The sequence below is a fragment of the Paenibacillus glycinis genome (genome assembly GCF_009909185.1).
GTDB lineage: Bacteria > Bacillota > Bacilli > Paenibacillales > Paenibacillaceae > Paenibacillus_Z > Paenibacillus_Z glycinis.
On record NZ_JAAAMV010000026.1, the window covers coordinates 60,051 to 78,138 of the forward strand.

Genomic DNA, 18,088 nt, shown 5'->3' on the forward strand with positions numbered 1-18,088 from the left:
TATGATACCTTTATTTCAGTAGATTGCGGGTTCGTAGAGGCAATCCCCGGAGAGCGCGTCCGGCATGTGGCGCCAGTGAGCCCTTATCGGCAGCGGCCGATGGAAATCCGACATCAAAGGTGAGACACCGATGAAAACTTTTTTGCTGACTCTGCTCGTCATCGTCATGGGCAGCGTCATGCTGTACGCCGGCTTGCATTCCTTCTCCGAGGACCCGAATTCGCCCGCGCACGCGAATATTCAGGACGGACGGCTGGATTTGACGCGGGTGAATCTGTCGAACGACCGGCCGCTTCGGCTGGACGGCAGGTGGGAATTTTATTGGAATCGATTGATCGACCCTCAGGGCGGTGCATTCGTGCAGCCGTCTTTTTTTGCCGTCCCGTCGAATTGGAAGGGACAAGTAGACGGGCAGCAGCTCACCGGTCACGGCGCCGCGACCTACCGGCTGGTCATGAAGATGAAGCCGTCCGATGCCGTATATGGCATGAAGATATCCAATATCCGCATGGCGAGCGCGATCTACGTCAACGGCGAGCTGGTCGGCGGCGGCGGCAGGCCGGGGTTGACCAAGAGCGCGTATGCGTACAGGAATAATCCATACAGCGTGTTCTTTCAAGTAAAAGGCGATACCGCGGATATCGTCATTCATGCCGCCAATTTCGATTTCCCCCAAGGGGGAATTCCGTACGACATATACTTCGGCAAGGCCCGTTCGATCAACGAGCTCAACATGACCACGATCACGCTGAACATGGTCGCGATCATCGCGTTGTTCATGCTCGGCATCTATCATTTGTGCGTCTACCTGGTTCGAAGGGAAGAGAAGGGGCTGCTTTATTTCGGGCTGTATGCCGTCGTGAGCTCGCTGGCCTTCGCCTGCAACGGAGACCGGATTTTCATGAGTTACGTGAACCTGCCGATGGAGCCGTTCTACAAAATATACACGGCCTCGCTGTTCTCCGCGCTCATCTTGATGGTCTTGTTCCTGCGCACGATGTGCGTCGGCCTGATCCCGGTCTGGTTCAGCCGGGGCGTGGCTTACGCCATCGGGCTCTATGTCCTCTTCGTGCTGGCGACGCCGTTCGCCGTTTATTCCCGGTTCAATCTGACCATCGGCTTCGTCCAGATCCTGGTCTACCTCGCGGTTATCGTCATGCTGACCCGTTCGCTGCTGAAAGGGCGCTACGGCAATTTCAGCCGCAACGATCTGCTGCTGTTCATTCTCGCGCTGGTCTGCTTCCTGGTCGGGCTGATCGATTATACCCTGTACCTCGGCAGCATCGTCCGCGACTATTATCCCGGCTACCTGGGCATTCTCGGCTTCTGCATGATGATCGCCGTCATGATGGCGTTCCGTTTCTCGCAAGCCTATCAGACGATTGCCAGCATGTCCGTGGAGCTCCGGCAGGCGGACCGGCTGAAGGATGAATTTCTGGTCCATACCGCCCACGAGTTCCAGACGCCGCTGAACGGGCTGATCAATCTCTCCGATGCGATGCTCGAAGGCTCCTCCGGCAGGTTGAATGCGTCGCAGCAGCGGAATATGTCCATCATTCACGACGTATCCCGCAGGTTGTCCGCGCTCGTGCGGGATATCTTGGACCTGGAGAAAATCAAGCGCGACGAGCTGAGCATCCGCCCGGCTTCCGTCGATCTCAAGGCCGTCGCGGCCGTCGTGTTCGAGCTCCTGGCCTATCACTCCGCCGGCAAGTCGGTGGAGCTGCGGAACGAGATTCCCGACGGCCTTCCCGCCGTTCTGGCCGACGAGGACCGGCTGAAGCAGGTCGTCTACAATCTGGTCGGCAACGCGTTGAAATTCACCGCCAGCGGCTCGGTCGTCCTGTCGGCGTCCGTGCAGAGAAACCGGCTGACGCTGTTCGTCGAGGACACCGGGATCGGCATCGCGGAGGACCAGCGGGAGCGCGCGTTCCGCGCCTTCGAGACTCTGCACAATCCGCTCTCCGAGGGTTCGGGGAGCACCGGCCTCGGGCTGTACATCTCGCGGCGGCTGATGCGGATGATGGACGGCGACATCCGGGTGGACTGGTCGCAGGCCGGAGCCGGAACCCGGATGGCGGCGACGCTCCCGCTCGCGAAGGAGCCGCCTTCGAAGGCGGCCGCCATGGGCCTCGCGCAGCCGGAACCCGCGGCAGCGGGCGGCTTGCATGCCGCCGCTCTGCCGCCGCTGCGGTCCGATCGCCGCACGGTGCTGGCGGTCGACGACGAGCCGTCCAATTTGCAGGTGCTGTCGAGCCTGTTCGAGGGAGAATTCAACTTTCTGCACGCGACCAACGGACGGGACGCGCTCGAGCTGCTGCACGAAACGCCCGGAGTCGATCTCGTCCTGCTGGACGTCATGATGCCGGGCATGTCGGGCTACGAGACCTGCCGCGAGATCCGCAAGCGGCATTCGCTGTTCGAGCTCCCGGTCATGCTGATGACCGTGCTCCATTCGGCCGAGGACGTCTCGGCCGGCTTCGAGGCGGGCGCGAACGATTACGTGGTCAAGCCTTTCGATCTGCGCGAGATCCGAGCACGGACGGCGACGCTGCTGCAATTGAAGCAATCGGTCGGCGACGCGCTCAAAGCGCGGATGGATTTCCTGCAGTCGCAGATCAAGCCGCATTTTCTATTCAACGCCCTGAACGCGATCCTCTCGTTCTGCCGCACCGACGGCGCGCGGGCGGAGCAGCTGCTTACGCATCTGAGCGATTATTTGCGCAGAAGCTTCGATCCGGGGCAAGGCGCCTACGTCACCGTGCAGGACGAGCTCCAGCTCGTGCATGCCTACGCGGAGATCGAGAAGGCCAGATTCGAGGAAAGGCTGGAAATACGGATGGACGTGGATGAAGCCGCGCTGCCGAAAACCTTGCTGCCGCTGTCCATTCAGCCGCTGGTGGAGAACGCGATTCGCCACGGGGTCATGCGAAAAGAAGACGGAGGGACGGTCCATGTCGCCGTAAAGGTCGAAGACGGCGCGGTACGTGTCGAGGTGCGCGACGACGGCGTCGGCATCCCGCCCGACAGGCTTCGTACGCTGCTCGACGCATCCGCGTCCGCGGACAAACCGGCACGGCAGGGCGTGGGCTTGCTTAATATTCATCTCCGGTTGATTCATTTCTTCGGAAACGGCCTCAAAATCAACAGCGCGCCGGGCGAAGGCACGACGGTCGAATACACTATCGGAAAGAGGAGCTAGCCATGCTAAGAGCCGTCATCGTGGACGACGAAAGACCGGCGATCCGCCGGCTGCAGCAAATGCTGGATTCGCGGGAGGACATCGAGATCGTCGGCGGATTCACCAAGGCGTCGGAGGCGCTGCGGGCGTTCGCCGACCTGAAGCCGGACGTGGCATTTCTGGATATCGAGATGCCGGAAAGGAGCGGCCTGGCGCTGGCTTCGCTGCTGCTCGATTTGCACGAGGACGTCGAGATCGTCTTCGTCACCGCTTATAATCAGTACGCCCTGGAGGCGTTCAGGGTCAATGCGGTGGATTATTTGCTCAAGCCGGTCGATCCGGCCCTGCTCGGGCATACGCTGCAGCGGATCGGCAAACGGAAAATGCGTGTCCCGGCGGCCGCGCCGGCCCCTGCTCAAGCTCCGGAACAGGCCGCCCCGGCGCGCATGCAATGCTTCGGCAGCTTCGCGGTCACAGGGATCGACGGGCAGCCGGTCCGCTTTCCGACGGCGAAGGCGGAAGAGCTGCTGGCTTATTTTCTGGTGCACAGCGGCACGGAGCTGTCCAAGTGGAAGATATGCGAAGCGTTATGGCCGGACCACGAGCCGGATAAGGCGGAGCATAACCTGCACACGTCCGTCTACCGGATGAAGAAGACGCTGCAGGAGAACGGCATCGGCGTGAAGCTCGCCTCCCGAAAAGGCGTGTACCGCCTGGAGCCGCCCGATTCTTGCGACTACTTGGCTTGGCGCGCATCCGTCGGCCGCGGTTCCGATTCCCTGCTCCCGGATACGGAGGAAGCGGAAAGGCTGTTGTACCGTTATCGCGGCACGCTTTTCGGGGACAAGGATTATCCGTGGTGCGAGCCGGAGCGGGAACGCGTCCGCAAAAGCTTCGCCGAGCATGCCAAGCAGGTCGTTCGGACCTTCATGGACGCGGAAAATCACGAGCGGGCGCAAGACCTGCTTCAATTCCTGCTCGACCGGGTGCCGGACGACGAGGCGGCGCATGAACGACTGCTCGGCATATACGCCCATCGGCAGGACCGGACGGCCTTTTTCGCCCACTACAAGAAAATGGAACATTGGCTCCAGAAGGAAGTCGGGATCGCCCCGTCCGCGTCCATGAAGAAGCTGTATAAAAAAATGAAGGCGGAACTGAAATAACAAGCTGCGAAGCATGCCGAGACGCATGTTCGCAGCTTGTTTTTTTGTTGCAAAACCTCGATTTCTGTCAAAGCTTGTCAGCGATCTGTGAGAATCGGCGCGTAGTATAGGTATTTGGAATCAGTATTTTTGCCGGGAGGCTCAAGTGGAATGGAAACTAGCCGAAAGATCAGAAAACGAATGGCGGAAGCATTGCTTATCTGCCTGCTGTTCACGCTGCTGCCCGCATGGATGCCGCAGCGGGCGGATGCGGCGAGCGCCGACCTGGAGATCACCTTCGGGGCAGGCACGCATATCGGCAATTTGACGTATGCGGCGGACAACGCGTTTATTAACTTTGCCAGCAGCCAGCCGGGCTTCGGTTTCTCGAAGAGCGGCGGCGCTTCGCATAATCCCGATGACGGCGACGTCTTCGTGCATTCCGGGGAATCGGCGCGCTACGAGATCGACGTGGCCGGCAATCCCGCGCTGAAGGCGCTGGCGCAGAGCGGCGAGGCGCAGGTCGTCGTCGGATGGAGCCACCTGGATTGGGTCGAGCAGGGAAGCGGCTGCGGTTTTCTCGGCGCGTTCAAGTGCTTCGGAGGCACGAACGCGTCGATTACGGTCGACGGGGACGTCGTCGTCCAAGACGAGGCGTGGGACGGCGGGACGCCAGCCAAGAGCGCCACGGTGTCGATCACCCCGAATTCCGTCATCGTCATCGATGCCCGGGGAGTCCGGGACGGCACCGATGCGCCTGCCGGACCGCGCGGCGTCTATGTCAAATTTCAGGATAAAGTCCGTCCGAAGATGACCGATTACACGTTCACCGGCAACGGCGAGGAATGGCCCAACACCAAGATCAACCAGGAAGAGCTGTACGTCAAGAAAGGCGAGAATATCCGCCTGAGCTACAACTTCGACGAGCCGGTGCGGCCGACGACGATCGTTGCCGGGAACGCCGACGCCTTCCTGAAGCAGCCGTTGTTCGTCAACCCGGCCGGAACCGGCCTGCCCGCCTCGGGACAGGCGCAGTATTTGACCAGCCAGACCTATGCGAAGAGCGATTTTTCGGCGAATCAGGGGGACCAGTACCAGTACTTCAAATTCCCGCTGAACAAGAACATCGTCTATCAATATACCGGCGTCCAGTTCCATAACAGCGGCAACAACCCCTTGGAACCGCGCATCGTCGTCGATCCGCGGCAGGATACGTCGGGCGATCCGCCGATCGACCAGCCGCTGGAGAAGAAATTCAAGGACGCCGTATTCGCCGACGCGGCGGGCAACGTGGCGGCGATCGTCTTCCCGGGCACGGCAAGCGGCGGCAGCAACGACTATTTGAAAGGCAAGACCGGCAACCCCTTCGATTACGAACGGGGCGGCTATCGGATCATCGTCGACGCGGTGCCGCCGAAATACACCAAGGTCGGCAACGGCGTTCAGCCGCAAATATTGACGGGCGTCAACCTCAACGACAAGGACGCGTTCGACTTTACGCTGCAGCTGTCGGAGGCGGCGGTCGTCAAGCGGGGCTGGGACGTCACGCGGACGTTCCTGCTCCTGAACAACGGCTTGAAGGCCAACTACGCGGCGGGCGAAGGCACGGACAGATGGACGTTCCATCTCCAGATTCCGGCCGGGACCGCGGTGGAAGCGCCGCTCCTCAAGGTGATCGCGCTGACCAATGACGCCGCTCCCGTCAACCCGGCGACGGGCAAGCCGTCCGATACCGACGTGCTGCAGGATTATGCGGGCAATATGCTGATCGAGCCGGCCAATTACGACGGCATCTGGCCTCCGGACCCGAGCGCCGACGACCGGGCGAGCGTCAATTCGAAGATCGACTGGGCCGGGCTGTCCATCGACAACACGCCGCCGACGATCGCCGTGCATTACGAGAACGGCGGGGCGAGCGACCAGGCCTATGCGCGGGACGGCAAGGTGACGATCGACGCCAACGACGCCCCGATCATCGTGCCGCCGCTTGATCCGGAGAATCCCGGCACGACCCGTCCGAGCAAGGGCATCTACCGGCCGTCGAACCTGACGGGCTCGGGGGCGCCGGCGGTCGGATTGGTCTACTACGCGTGGACCCGCAGCGCGGACGATCCGTTGGCGGGCAAGGAGGACGACCATTTCGCGGCGGTGAAACGGTACGCGTTGTCCGGCAAGCAGCCGAGAGAGGATCTATATCCGGACGACACCGCGCTGGCCGAGTTGAACCTGAGCGTGGCCAACAACAAGACGAACCTGCTTCCGCTGCCTGCGGAGGCGCTGACTCCGGAGGGCAGCGGCGAATGGTTCCTGCATGTCTGGACCGCCGACATGACCTGGGATTCGGCCCGCGAGCTCATGCAGGAGCAGAAGAAGGACGCCTATATCACGGATCATCCGGCCGAATACGAGGGCTGGTATAACGAAGCGCCGGGCTCGGACGCGGACAAGACGTTCTACGCCAACAACAAGGCGCTGGCGGCCGTGGGCAACTACGCCGATCTGAACGTTTGGACGCTCGCCGATTACATGGAAGAAGACTCCAACTGGACGCACGGCGTCGCCGTGGACAAGCTGGACAACCGCGCGCCGGAAATTTCCTTCGACGGGACGACCGGCGACAATACCGCCGCCGTGCAGGTGAAGGTGACGGTCAAGGATCCGCACAGCGGAGTGCGGACGAGCGAGTATCAATGGGCGAAGGCAGGCAGCGGGCCGCAGGACGTCGATTGGAAGCCGCTTGCGAATGCGGGGAATACGCTGGAGCTGTCGACGCTCAGCGACGTGATCGAGGACGGCAGCTACGTCCTCTACGTCAGATCCACCGACAACGCGGGTAATCTCTCGGCGGTCAACAGCGAAGCCGTAACGGTCAATTCCGCGAACGCGGTTACCGGCAGCTTCGAGCCGGAGCCAGAGGCGGACGTTTACTTGCAGAGCTACGACGTCAAGTTCCGGCTGGGCGGGACGCTGCTGCAGCCGCAAGCGCAGGAAGCCGCGGAAAATGCCGGCGGCGCGCAGGACGCAGAAGGTACAGGCGCAGGCAAGCCTGACGCAGCCGGGGACGGCTCAGGCGATAGCGGTGCTGCAGGACAACCGGAGGCGGATGCCGAGAACGCGGATACGGATCAAGCGTCCGCCGGCAACAACGCGGCCGATGCCGCGGGCGAACCCGCCGGCGATGCCGGGGCCAATGGGGACGAAACCGCGGCCGATCCGTCCGGCGACCCCGCCGCGAACGAGCCCGGAGGCGAGAACCATTCGTCCGCTGCCGCCGCGGCGAACGAAGCGCTGGACTCGCTCTTCGTGGGCTATGCGTTCAGCGACAGCGCGGTTCAACCGTCCGGCGACGCGGCCTATGCGCCGCTGATCGCGGACGGGACCGACGCCGACGGATCGCTGAGCTATACGATACCGGCCGACAAGACGGCGAACGGCAAAACGTACGTCCACGTCGTCGCGAGGACGAAGCAGTCCGGCGTGCTCAAAAACTACTATTTCTCAAAGGCGTATTTCTTCGATAACGAAGCGCCCGAGGTCGCGTTCGGCCGGACCGGCTCCGACTATCCGCAGCCGTCCGCGAGCGTGGCGGTCAGCGTGACGGAGCCGTACAGCAAGAGCGGCGCCTACGCGCGCTACCAGTTCGCCAAGGAGGACCAGCCGGCGCCCGACGCGGCCGCTTCCGGCTGGCAGGAGCTCGGCGACGGCGCGACGGTGACGGTGGACAATTCGCAGCTCCAGCCCGGCGAGACGGCGCGCTACATCTTGTACGTGCTGGCCGCCGACGGCGCGGGCAACGCGGGCATCGTCCATACCGGGACATTCAATATATCGAAGCAGGCCGACGATATTCCGCCCTCCTCCGTATCCGCCGGACTTCTGTACGTGAACGGGGACGCGCAGGACGGGTTCACGGCGATCGTGAAGCTCGGCCTCGGCGCGGAGGACAAGACGGGCTATGAATATTCGGTGTCTCAGGACGGCGGGGAGAGCTGGGTGAAATGGGCCCCGTATACGAACTTCGTCGCCTTGAAGGTGCCGACGGACGACCCGGCCAAGTTGTCGATTCAGGTCAAGTTCCGCACCCCCGGCGGCGTCATCGGCGACCCGGCGGCGCTCGACGCGTCGGGCGTCTCCGCGGACGAGCCGGTCTATGCGCTTGCGTCCTTGAGCACGACGCGGCCGGTCACGCCCGCCAAGGGCGTCGACGTGAGCGTAACGGCCCCGCTCGGCATCAAGGTGACGCCGGCCAAGGTCAATCCGTCGGTGCCGGTACGCGCCGGCAATACGTTCAAGGTCAACGCGAGCGGCGTGTATGCCTTCGATCTGAAGGATATCGCCGACGGCAGCCGCACGGCCACGCTCTACATCTCCGTGGCGAACGTCGACGGGGACAAGCCGCGCGCGGAGGTCGAGTCGCTTCACCCCGGCCCGACGAACGGCAACGTGACGGTGCAGCTGACCGGCCTATCCGAGCCGGCGAGGGTGCTTAACAACAACGGCAGAACGTCGTACACCTTTACGGAGAACGGCGAATTCACCTTCCAGATCATGGACGAGGCGGGCAATACGAGCGACATTCCGGCTACCGTGAACAACATCCGCAAGGATGCGCCGCGGGTCAAGATCGTGCGCTCTTACGCTTTCGGCGAGAACGACAGCCAGCGCTTCGGCACGATCACGGACGACGAGGGCAACGTGCTCTATGCGTCCGGCGTCAATCTGACGGTCGTCAAGGCGGATAACGACGCCGAGGATTTCACGGTGATGAACGGCAAGGACACCGTGACGATGCAGAAGAACGGCACGGCGTCCTTCATCGTGACGGACCGCTACGGCAACACGAGCCTGGTCAAGGAAACGGTCGACAACCTGATCGGCGCTCCGCCGACGACGGAGAAGATCGAGTACGCGTTCGTCGACGCGAACGGCGCTCCGCTGCCGCAGGACCGGATCAAGACGATCGGCGGCAAGCCGTATGCCAGGGGTTACGTGAAAGCGACGCTGACCGGTCGGATCGAGGCGCCGAACCGCGTATTCGCCGGGCCGACCGCGCTGTGGGACGCGCAGAGCGGCGAGTACACGAACGAAGTCGGCGGCCCGGACGGCAAATTCAGTTATTCGCGGCTGTATGCGGCGAACGGCGTGACGATGGTCGCGCTCTCCGACCTGCTCGGCAGCGTCAGGAAAATTCCGGTGGAGATCGCGGGGCTGGATAATACGCCGCCGACGATCGAACCGGCGCTGTCCGCGGTGGGCCTGGTCAAGACGGACCTGGCGAAGCAGGGCCTCGCGAAGGATCCGGTTACGGGAGGCTACGTCCTTACCGGCGACAAGGCCAAGTCGCTGGGGTTCGGCGGATTCGCGGTCGCCGACAACGTGTCGGCGGCGGAGAACGTCCGCGTCAGCATCGCCGGGCTGGACATGGCCAAGCTGGGCGTGCCGCAGCAGGTCACGTATACCGCGCTCGACGAGGTCGGCAACAAGGCGACCGCCACCCAATACGTCACGGTCGTCGCGGACGGCGGCATGCATATATTCGCCGACGGCGCGCTGATCTCGGCCTTCTCGGCGACGACGGCGATCTTCGACCGGAACACGCTGACGTTCAACGTGACCAATTTCAATCTGGTGAACGTGGGCGGGCAAGAGCAGGCGAACGAGAAGGGCACGTTCGATCTGATGTACCAATCGGGCTTGTTCCGGGAAGGCCAGCTCAAGTACATCGCCACGGACATCTCGTACGGCGATCTAGTGAAAGGAAATTTCAAGGTGACCTTCCCGAGCGCGGGCTGGTATACGATCATCGTCCGCAACCAGGAGCGGGAGCGCGAATTCGCGACCTTTTTCATCAGCAAAACGAATTAGAGCGAAGTCTCGGCCGCCTCGGCGGCAAGCGCGGGAAGGAAAGGCGGCCAAGCCGGCCGCCGTTTCGCTCCCGGAAGCACACATATCGGAGACTTCGGAGGAGGCATTCGGCTTTGAAGCTGTTTACCAGATGGATAGCAAGTTTGCTCGGACTCATCCTGTTCTTTTATTCCGGAAGCGACGTCGTCAAAGCCTTTGCGGACAGTCTCGCCGCTTCCAAGACGACGGTGCTGCAGAACGATTTCATCAAGATTTCCGTCGACAACGCATCGGGCCGCTTCGGCATCCGGACCGTGGACGGGCAGCCGATCCGCAAGAAGGACCAGAACGTCAGCCTGCTGTTCCAGGGCGACGATCCGGAGACCTCGTTCACGACGTTCAAGATCGACGGGACCGACTATATCTTCGGCAATCCGTATAAATTCGGCGTCGACTTCTTCTCGGAGACGACTCCGCCGGTCATCGTCTCCAATGCCAACGGGACGAAGCAGATCGAGACGGTCTGGACGATCAAGGACGTGCGCATCAAGCAGATTCTGATGCTGTACACCGACGCGTCCGACAAAGTCAACGCGGGCAACGTCGACATCCGCTACGAGGTGCTGAACGCGAGCGGCCGCGACGTGCAGCTCGGAGGCCGCATCCTGCTCGATACGATGGTGGGCGGCAACGACGGCCCGGCTTTCCAGATCGGCACGGCCTACGAGCAGCCGCTCACCGTGGAGCGGGAGCTCGTGCACGATCCGGTCAAGGAGCTCGGCGTGGCGCCGGCCGACGAAGCGTACTACAAGCTGCCGCCCTACTGGATCATGAAGGACAAGCTCGGCCTGAACGATCCGTCGGCGACGGACGTCATGGCCTACGGCTTCAACAACTTCGCCGAGCAGAACATCAATATCGTGGACAAGATGATCGTCGGCCATTGGAACGGCCTGGCGAACACGAAGTGGGATTACCGTCCCAACGGCAATCTCGATTTCACGACGGATACCAACGATTACGGCACCGCCGATTCCGCGGTGGCCTTCTATTGGAATCCGGACAAGCTGGCGAACAACGCCGTCCAATCGTTCGAGACGGTCTACGGGCTCGGCGAGCTGATCGCGCCGGACAAGGTGTTTTCGATCCGCTACCTGGACACGCCGCTGCAGCTGGCGACGAACGACGACGGCAGCGCTTATGCGGACGAGGGCATTTTCGATATCAACGCCGAGGTGGAGAACCTGGCCGCCTTCAACATGGCGCAGTCGCAGATCGACGTGAAGCTGGCGCTCGACGACGGGCTCAGCTTCGTCCAGCTGGACGACCAGGGCCGCATCGTGCGCGGCTCGGACGGCAGCGCGCTGACCGAGACGGCCCGCAGCAAGAAGCTGACCTTTCGGAAGACGGCGACGCCCGAGGAATCGGAGCAGGGCATCATTCCGAAATACAAGCCCGGCGACACGGTGACGGCCACCTTCAAGGTGAAAGCCAAGGGCAGGCCGTGGCCGACGACCCAGCAGTACCTGATGACGGCGAGCAGCCCGGAGACGGAGAAGACGCTCGAAGGACAGAAGGACGAGACGATCAAGGCGCAGTACGAGTCGACCAAGTCGAGCTTCATCCTGCTGCCGGCCGTCGGGACCGCCGTGCCGACGACGGCGTACGGGCTCACGCCGAAGGAAGCGTACGCCAGCGACGTCAAGTACATCACGGTCAATATGACGAACATCGATGCCTATAATCCGGGCAACGACGCGGCCGATCCGAATTTCGACCTGTTCCTGGTCAACGCCGAGACCGGCGACAGGTACAAGGTGCCGGTCAAGAGCTCGGTCATCGTCCAGCCGACGGACGACGGCTTCTCCGGCGATATGCGCATCACGTATCGCGGCGGCGACCAAGTGGACGAGAACGGCGCGCCCATCGAGGGCAAGACGGGACTCGGTCCGGAGCTGCCGCTCGGCGCGTACAAGGTCGAGATCGACTACAAGGGCGATACCGGCGGCAATGCCGATATCTCGTCGATGTACAGCCTGACGACGAGCCGCACGTTCGCCGTTACGGACAACGAGGCGACCCGCATCCGGCAGGCGGAGCTCATGGCCGTCTACAAGACGGCGGTCGACGTCCGATCGGTTTCCCCGTCGACGGGCGGCGACCGGCTGGACGAGATCAACGACGCCTTCCCCGAGGCGGAGCAGTTCAAGGACGGCGCGGCCCTGTACAACGGCATGGTGTCGTACCGCACGGCCAGGGCGCTGATCGGCGCGGCGAGCAAGGCGACGGATCCGGGCTTCGACACGAGCGGATTTCTGGACGACGAGGCGCTGGAGGAATTCCCGGCTTATCAATACAAGCTGTTCGATTCGGAAGAGGACTTCGAGGCGTTCTTCGACGAGGAGGAGCATCCCGAGCGCGAGATGCTGGTCAGCATCCGCGGGATGATCAAGGAGGCCGGCGCCGGCGACGACGTGCAGGTCGTGGTGGACACGAAGACCGAGCCGGCGATCATCAACGACGCCGTCGCATACCGGGGCAAGGACATGGTGTTCGTGCGCGGCAAGCTCGACGTGTTCAACCTCTCGAGCGTGGCCGGCTATAACGAGATGCCGTTTCTCGATACGCTGTTCGTGAAAGGGGACGGCACGCTGAGCATCGCGAGCAGCGGGTTCGTGTTCCATAAGGGCGAGTGGACGCTCGATTTCTTCAACGGCTTCGACAAATCGCTCGGCGACGGCTATACCGTCGACGGCGAGGAGATGCCCGAGAGCGAAGGCAATCCGGCGGATTCCAGCTTGAACGGTAGCCTGCAGTGGGCCGCGGGAGCGCTGAACGATCAGCTCAACCCGCTCCGCCAGGCGTCGATCGATCTGGTCTATTTCAACAAGCACAGCTTGTTCGCGACGCCGACCTTCAGCCTGAACGGCTTCAGCATCGCGTTCAACGATTTCGTCCTGCGGCCGGAAGGCGTGTCCTTCGGCGGCGCGATCTCGCTGAAGGTGCTGAGCGCCGAGATCCGCAACGTCATCTTCAACGACAAAGGCTTCGTCGGCATCGACGCCGGGCTCAAGTTCAATCTGAACGAAAACCTGGGACTCGTCGCGCCGAGCGAGGAGGAGGACGACGAGGAGGAAGACGCGAAGCCGTCCTCCGCGGGAGGCGGGGCGGCCGCTGCGGCCTTGGCCGGGACCGGCGGCTCCGTCGAGAAGGAGGGGCCGGAGAAACCGAGCGGCGAGATCAACATCGTGCATTTCGTGCAGCCGGTGGAAGGCGTATCGAACCAATACGGGCTGAAGTTCGACGCCCAATTGAAGAACATGGTCGGCATCTCGGCGGAGATCGCCTTCAAGCAGGTGGACGACGGGCGCGTGCTGCCCGACGTGATCGCCTTCGGCGCGGAGCTTCCGCCGCCGGGCATTCCGATCGCCGGGGCCATCAATTTGACGGCGATCCGGGGAGCGGTGCGCGAGCTGGCCGACACGATCGCCGGCGGCACCAAGGAAGACCCGTTCCCGCTGACGCTGCAGGCCGGCGTCGGACTGCGCTTCGGGGTCGCGCCGGCTTACTTCTTCGGCGATATCGACCTGACGCTGAAGCGGACGGGCATCGCCCTCGAGGGCACGCTGGATTATTCTGCGGAAGCCGAGCCCGAGGACGATCAGCTGCTCAAGATGATCACGATGGCGCTGATCGAGGCGCAGTGGACGAGCCCGTGGTTCGTGCATCTGGCGGCGGAGGTCGACATCGGCGGCTGGAACCTGATCGTCGGCAAGGTCGGCATCTTCGTCGGCCAGAACCTGGAGAAGCACCGGACCGATTTCGAAGGTTATATCGGGGCGAAGGTGCAAATTCCCGAGAGCGTGCCGGTCGTGGGCGGGATGCCGCTCGCCAGCGTGTTCTTCGGCCTCAACAACGACAAGATCTGGGGCAGCGTCGGCATTCTGTTCATCTCGCTCGGCATTACCTACTACTGGGGCGGCGGCGTCGAATTCGGCACGTCGGGCAACCGGCCGCCGGACGGCTTCGCCGACCTGCTGGTCAACGATCCGGTGCACGGCCCGAGCATGATGGTGATCGGGCAGGGCATGAAGACGGTCGCGACCTCGTGGGTGCAGGCCGAGCGGGAGACGCAGCCGGTCACGTACCGGGCGGTTTCCGAAGGCGTGCAAATTCTCGATAACGGCGCGATGGATATCGGCGTCGGCGGCATCGGCGTGTCGAACAACGGGCGCGTCCATATCGTTCCGATGAGCGGCGTGAGCGGCAATGCGATCATCGAGATGGAATACACGGACAAGACCATGCCGTCCTTTACGCTGAAGGATCCGAGCGGCAAGCCGTATCCGGTCGTCTTCGACAACACGAACACGAATCCGAACGCGAACGCCTTCACGCAAATCATCTCGGCCAAGGCGTCGAGCGATCAGGTCGACCACCGGAAGGCCTATATCATCCTGCCGCAGGACAAGATCAAGAACGGCGGCAGCTGGACGCTGACCGCGCAGTCGCCGGTCGAGACGCGGCTGATCAACGTGCCGACGACGCCGCAGCTGAAGCAGGTCAGCCTGACCAAGAGCGCTTCGGACGCGAACGTCTTTACGGCCGGCTGGACGGTGAGCAACGCCAAGCCGGGCGATACGATCGATCTGTACTTGACCAAGGACGCCGTAACCGGCGGCACGGCCAAGCTCGCGAACGGGGAAGACGTGCTGAATCCGGGCGATCCGGGGATGCTCATCGCGCAGGGCTTGCCCGTCGGCAGCGCCGGTTCGGGAGGGACGGCGAGCGGCAGCAAGGCCATCGACGTCTCCAAGATCGGCATGCTGGGCGACGAGGAGGATATCCGCGGGCTGCTGCAGCAGGGCGACTACTACTTGCGCGCCGAGCTCAAATCGGATTCCGCGTACGGCACGAAGACGTCGCCGGAGAAATTCTCCCTCGTCGACCCGCTCGCGCCGGAGAAGGTAAGCGACGTGAAGATCGAGCCCGCGGGCGACGGTTACTTCTCGCTGTCCTTCAAACCGGCGGCGAAGCAGCAGGGGCAGGAGAAGTTCGAGCACGATTACGTGTTCAGCGCGCTGCAAACCGTAAACGGCAAGCTCGAGCCGTACGCGAACTACGGCGACACGCTGTTCACGGAAAACGAGCTGAAGGAGCACTGGAACGCGAAGACCGGCCGTTACGAAGGCATTCTGCTCGGCGGCTGGGCGGCGACGACGAACGATAATAAGATCGACGAAAGCAGTCTGGCGGGCCAGCTGCCGGACGAGGCGAAGATTCGCTACTCCGGCCTGCAGGTCGGACAGAAGTACGCGATCGGCGTCGAAGCCGCCGTCAAGCCGGACAAGACGGCGGACAAAAACGAAAACTATCATTTCGCCGAAAGAGTCGACAGCGCCAATACGCTGCTTCCCGTGCCGGCCAAGCCGAAGCTTGCGCAGTCGGCGGCCTTCGCGGCGGCGGCGCCTAAAATCGAGATCACGACGCGCGATACGAAGGCGCAGAGCCTTGCGCTTTATTCGGATCAGCCGGACATCGAGGTGGAGGCGTTCAACGACGGCCAGCCCGTCGGCAAGACGACGCTGAGCAACGATGGCTCCGGCAGCCATGGCACGCTGAAGCTCGATCCGTTCGCCACGGACGGCACCTACGGCATCGAGCTTCGCGCGACCAATACGAAGACGCACGACAGCTCCGTCAAGATGCTGTACCTGACCGTCGACACGATCGCGCCGATGCTCTATCTCAGCGAACCGGTTACCGGGGACAGAACGGACGGCGGGAAAATCCGCTTCGCGGGCCAGACGACCGCGGGCGACAGTATAGAGGTACTCGAGAACGGCAAGGCCACGCGGCTGACGGTCGGCGACGACGGCAAATTCGCCGGCGAAGTCGCCGTAAACTCGCAGGAGCCGACGGTCGAGCTGACCGTGCAGGCGCGCGACGAGGCGGGCAACGCCAATCACGCGGTGATCGAAGTGACGAACGACGGCTTCGAGGCGCCGGAGGCGATCGCGATCGAACGCGCGGGAACGACGGGCGGCGGCGACGAAGTGCTTGGCCTGAAACCGGGCGACTCGCAGAAGCTGCAGGTCAAGCTGCTGCTGCCGCAGGGCAAGGGCGGGGACGGCAAGCCGACGTTCGGCGAGGTTCAGGCCGACGCGGCCAAGGTGACGTATACCGTGCTGCAGGGAGATTCGGTCGAGCTGGCGGACGACGGGACGATCAAGGCGTTATCAGTCGGCGCGAGCCTGATCCAGGCCAGCTACGAGGCGGCGGAAGGCGTGACGCTGCAGGCGATGAAGGCCGTGTCCGTGGACGTGCCCGAGCCGTCGGCGCTGGGCCGTCTGACGGCCGGTACGTCGCAAATAACCGGCGACGGCGCCAGAATCAAATTGACGGTAGCCAATCCGGGCGAGATGCTCGGTTACCAGCTCGTCTACCGCACGTACGCGAATCCGTCGGAAGCCGCGATTCCGTCGCTTGGCGACGATATCGGCGATTGGGCGTTCCTGCCGCAAGACGGCAACGTGGCCGTCAAGAGCGGCAGCGTCGTCGTCGCGGCGAAGCGGACTTCGTCGGGCAAGAAGGCGGTGGCGGCCTCGGACAAGCTGACCGCCCAGACGTGGCAGCCGCCATTCGGCGGCGGCATGATCGGCGGAGGCATCGGCGGCGACATCGGCGTGCCCGGTGAAGACGGACCGGCGTTCAGCCTGAACGGGGAGCCGTTTGACGCGGAAAGGTCGGACGACGGCAGGCTGACGGCCCGAATCGCGGCCAAGGATATCGGAGACGGCAACTCGGACATCGCGGTCGCGTCGAGGGACGCGTCGGCGAAGGGCTTCACCTTCCGCTTCGACCGGGAAGCCGTGCAGCAGGCGGCAGATGCCGGACGGCGGATCGTCATCGACGTGCCGCCGGGCAGTCTGACGCTGACGCCGGCCATGCTCCGAGGCATGGACAAGGAACTGGAAGTCAGCATCGATCCGAATGACGGGGCTTCGCGCGCGGCGTTCGGGCCGATCGCGGCAGAGGCGGACGCCACCTTGCTCGCTTCGGGCGACGGAGCGACCTTCCGGGCGAATATTCCGGCGGCGGTCTGGCGGTCGTGCGCGGCCGTTCGCATCCCGGTGCCGAGCGGAATCAAGCCTGGCGACATCACAGCAGTCGTACTGCGAGGGACGGACGGATCGTGGACGACGCTGCCGTGGACGCTTGACGCCGCGGGCAGCGCTTATGTGAACGTCAAGCTGACCGGACCTGGCAGCGTGGCGTTCATCGGGAAGCATGCGTCGTTCGCCGACGTGAAGTCCGGATCATGGGCCAAGCCGGCGATCGACCAAGCGGCTGCCAAGCTGCTCGTCATGGGCAGAAGCGCGGACGTATTCGCGCCGGACAGCAGCATCACGCGGGCGGAATATCCGACGCTGCTGCTGCGGGCGGCGGGGCTGATGACGCAGCAGGCCGAAGCGTCGTACGTCGACGTCAAGCCGGCGGACTGGTATTACCGGAGCGTGGCGATCGCCTCGCAGCTCGGCGTAGCGGCGGGAACCGGAGACGGCGGTTACGGACCGAAAGCGACGATTTCGCGGATCGAAGCGATGACGATGGCCGGACGGCTGCTCGGAGCGATCGGACGCGGCGGCGAAATGACGGACGCGGAAGCGGGCAAGCTGCTGAGCGCGTTCCAGGACGGGTCTTCCGTTCCCGAATGGGCCAGATTGCCGGTTGCGCTCTGTATCCGGGAAGGCCTCGTGACGGGCGATGATGCCCGGATCAAGCCGGATGACCGGTTGACGCGGGCGCAGGCCGCCGCGATCGCGCTGCGGCTCGACGCATGGATTACGGAACAGCAATAGCAGGCAAAGCCGGCAGCCGCGCGAGCGAGCGGCCGGCTCCTGCCTTTTTATCGCAT

General features: G+C 63.3%; 4 protein-coding genes. All 4 read left to right on the top strand.

From position 1 onward, the window contains the following. Positions 1-130 precede the first annotated feature (130 nt). The 4 genes from GT019_RS25665 to GT019_RS25680 all read left to right on the top strand — a co-directional run bounded on the left by GT019_RS25665 (position 131) and on the right by GT019_RS25680 (position 18,032). Positions 131-3,202 carry a hybrid sensor histidine kinase/response regulator gene (locus GT019_RS25665; protein WP_161746293.1) on the top strand — a complete coding sequence of 1,024 codons (3,072 nt, stop codon included), beginning with the start codon at positions 131-133 and terminating at the stop codon, positions 3,200-3,202. Positions 3,203-3,204: 2 nt separating this feature from the next. Next, the gene (locus GT019_RS25670; RefSeq protein ID WP_161746294.1) at positions 3,205-4,347 is read left to right on the top strand and encodes a response regulator; all 1,143 of its coding nucleotides are present in this window, start codon (positions 3,205-3,207) and stop codon (positions 4,345-4,347) included. A 150-nt stretch (positions 4,348-4,497) separates the two neighbouring features. Beyond that, positions 4,498-10,191: a hypothetical protein gene (locus GT019_RS25675; protein WP_161746295.1), complete on the top strand. Its 5,694-nt coding sequence runs from the start codon at positions 4,498-4,500 to the stop codon at positions 10,189-10,191. Between the two features lie 113 nt (positions 10,192-10,304). Then, complete coding sequence (locus GT019_RS25680; RefSeq protein ID WP_161746296.1) at positions 10,305-18,032, top strand: S-layer homology domain-containing protein; 7,728 nt, start codon at positions 10,305-10,307, stop codon at positions 18,030-18,032. The last annotated feature ends 56 nt before the right edge of the window (positions 18,033-18,088 follow it).

What these genes read in the sequence shown, in the direction of transcription:
- GT019_RS25665 (WP_161746293.1), top strand. Translation starts at nt 131, where the DNA reads ATGAAAACTTTTTTGCTGACTCTGCTCGTCATCGTCATGGGCAGCGTC.
- GT019_RS25670 (WP_161746294.1), top strand. Translation starts at nt 3,205, where the DNA reads ATGCTAAGAGCCGTCATCGTGGACGACGAAAGACCGGCGATCCGCCGG.
- GT019_RS25675 (WP_161746295.1), top strand. Translation starts at nt 4,498, where the DNA reads ATGGAAACTAGCCGAAAGATCAGAAAACGAATGGCGGAAGCATTGCTT.